Annotated in this window: 3 protein-coding genes; all 3 read right to left on the reverse strand. The window is 44.4% G+C overall.

The window, feature by feature from the left end; translation table 11 throughout:
- Positions 1 to 276 precede the first annotated feature (276 nt).
- Positions 277 to 816, reverse strand: a complete 540-nt coding sequence (locus tag JI65_RS16825) for a ferritin family protein (RefSeq protein WP_191018320.1) — start codon at positions 814 to 816, stop codon at positions 277 to 279.
- A 70-nt stretch (positions 817 to 886) separates the two neighbouring features.
- Positions 887 to 1,252, reverse strand: a complete 366-nt coding sequence (locus JI65_RS16830) for a DUF2085 domain-containing protein (protein ID WP_191018321.1) — start codon at positions 1,250 to 1,252, stop codon at positions 887 to 889.
- Positions 1,253 to 1,270: 18 nt separating this feature from the next.
- Positions 1,271 to 1,477: a hypothetical protein gene (locus JI65_RS16835; protein ID WP_191018322.1), complete on the reverse strand. Its 207-nt coding sequence runs from the start codon at positions 1,475 to 1,477 to the stop codon at positions 1,271 to 1,273.
- Positions 1,478 to 1,949 lie beyond the last annotated feature (472 nt).

The following is a 1,949-nucleotide window of genomic DNA, read 5'->3' on the forward strand; positions in this document are numbered from 1 at the left end:
AAGTGTAAAAAAAATTGTCTGCACTACCGTAAAAAGCCGTTTTTGTTCACGCGGTGCAAGGTGCAAGGAAAATTATTGACGCCGCAAAGCGGCTCACCTTGCAAACGTTCACAAAAGCCGTTTTTTACTCTCGTTCCGACAATTTTTTTGTCAACTTTCCTGCAATGCGAAAGACCTGCTAAAATCAAGTTTTCAGATTTTTCAGTTCAAACAAAAAATGCCGCACGGCTCGATTTTTTAAATCCTCCGTGCGGCATTTTAATTTCTAACTTTCAATTAGTTGAAGAATCTCTTCAAAAGACCACGGAAACCTGCTCCGTGACGAGCTTCGTCTTTTGCCATTTCCATAACGGTGTCGCGAACATCTGCGTAGCCGAGTTTTTCGGCAAGTTTTGCAAGCTGATATTTTCCGTCGCACGCACCAGCCTCAGCAGCTGCACGAAGTTCAAGGTTCTTTTTTGTATCAGCATGAACAACCTCACCCAAAAGCTCTGCGAATCGTGATGCGTGGTCAGCTTCCTCAAAAGCGTATCGTTTGAACGCCTCCGCAATCTCCGGATACCCTTCACGCTCAGCCTGACGTGACATTGCCAAGTACATTCCAACTTCGCTGCACTCGCCGTTAAAATTGTCGCGCAAGCCCTGAACAACTTCCTCGTTATATCCTTTTGCAAGTCCGACTTTATGCTCAACTGTAAACGCTGCATCTTCTTCGAGCGGCTTAAAAGCGTTCTTCGCCTTGCACTGCGGACAAACCTCCGGTGCATTGTCTCCTGTGTGAACGTAACCGCAAACTTTGCATACCCATTTTTTCATTTTTGTACCTCTTTGTTCTTAAAATTTGTAATTATTACAATAATGAATCTATATCAAATCTCTTCTTTCGTCAATTTAATATAATTTTTTTTAAGAACAAAAACAAAAATTTAAAAAGATGGTAATAAAGAGTCGCGTAGCCGTATCCGCCAGCAAGACCTGTAACAAACCGGCGTACATTAGTTGAAGGAAGCAAGCCGATTCTCTGCACGAACCAGTCGGCAAACATTATTCCACTCAGAATCACGCAGAGAAAAATCGGAAGCTCATAAAAGAAAAACACGGGCAAGGAGATAATGGACGCGATAAAAACGCCTGTACAGCGCGCGCAGACAGGGAACTGAAAGCCGCGGAAAAAGAAACTCCTCTCCGCGAGCTGATGACAGCCAAGCCGACGACCATACGTCATAAGTTTTAGCCACTGATTTTGAGTCATTTTTTAGCCAAGCAAAAATCACGCACGGAATTTATTTCCGCAAGAATTGCAAATCCAATACGTTCTGGTTCGCTCTTGCCGTCCCTTTCCGCAAAGACCGCACAAAAGACCGATTGGTCCGAACAAAATATATCCGCAGCAACCGTTTCCCGCAGAATAATCCTGTCCCTCGGACTCAAATTCCTGAATAATCTGGCAACCGCCACCACATCTTGGACACTGCATACAAATCCTCCATAAATGGATTAAGTATACAACAGACCATGCCAATTTGCCACTTTAGTTTTTTGATATTTTTAACGCAGAAGTGCAGAGATTCCGAAACAAGATGCCATGATATGAAAGTCTGGGAAAAGGTGGTACTCTGATTCGACGGAATCAGAGAGTCGGCGGAAGGTTCTGCTGAACTGTGAAGAAGGCACTGCAAAAACAGCCCCTTACTTCGAAAACAAGATTAACCAAAACCGACCGCCGTAAGACATAATGCGGAACGGGGACGTTTCCCCGTTACCGCGGATAGGAGTACGGTGTTCCACCACCAGACCTTCACTCCTGATTCCATTTTACCGAACGGAGGCATAACATGAAAGACTGCGAAGGAAGAAATGTGGGAATCGATCTGGGCAAAAGAACTCATGAGACTAAGATCATCTGGAAGAACGGAAAAGTGACCGGAACCAACGGAAAGACAAGTCCA

It is taken from the genome of Treponema zioleckii (assembly GCF_014737315.1).
In the GTDB taxonomy this organism is placed as follows: Bacteria; Spirochaetota; Spirochaetia; order Treponematales; family Treponemataceae; genus Treponema_D; species Treponema_D zioleckii.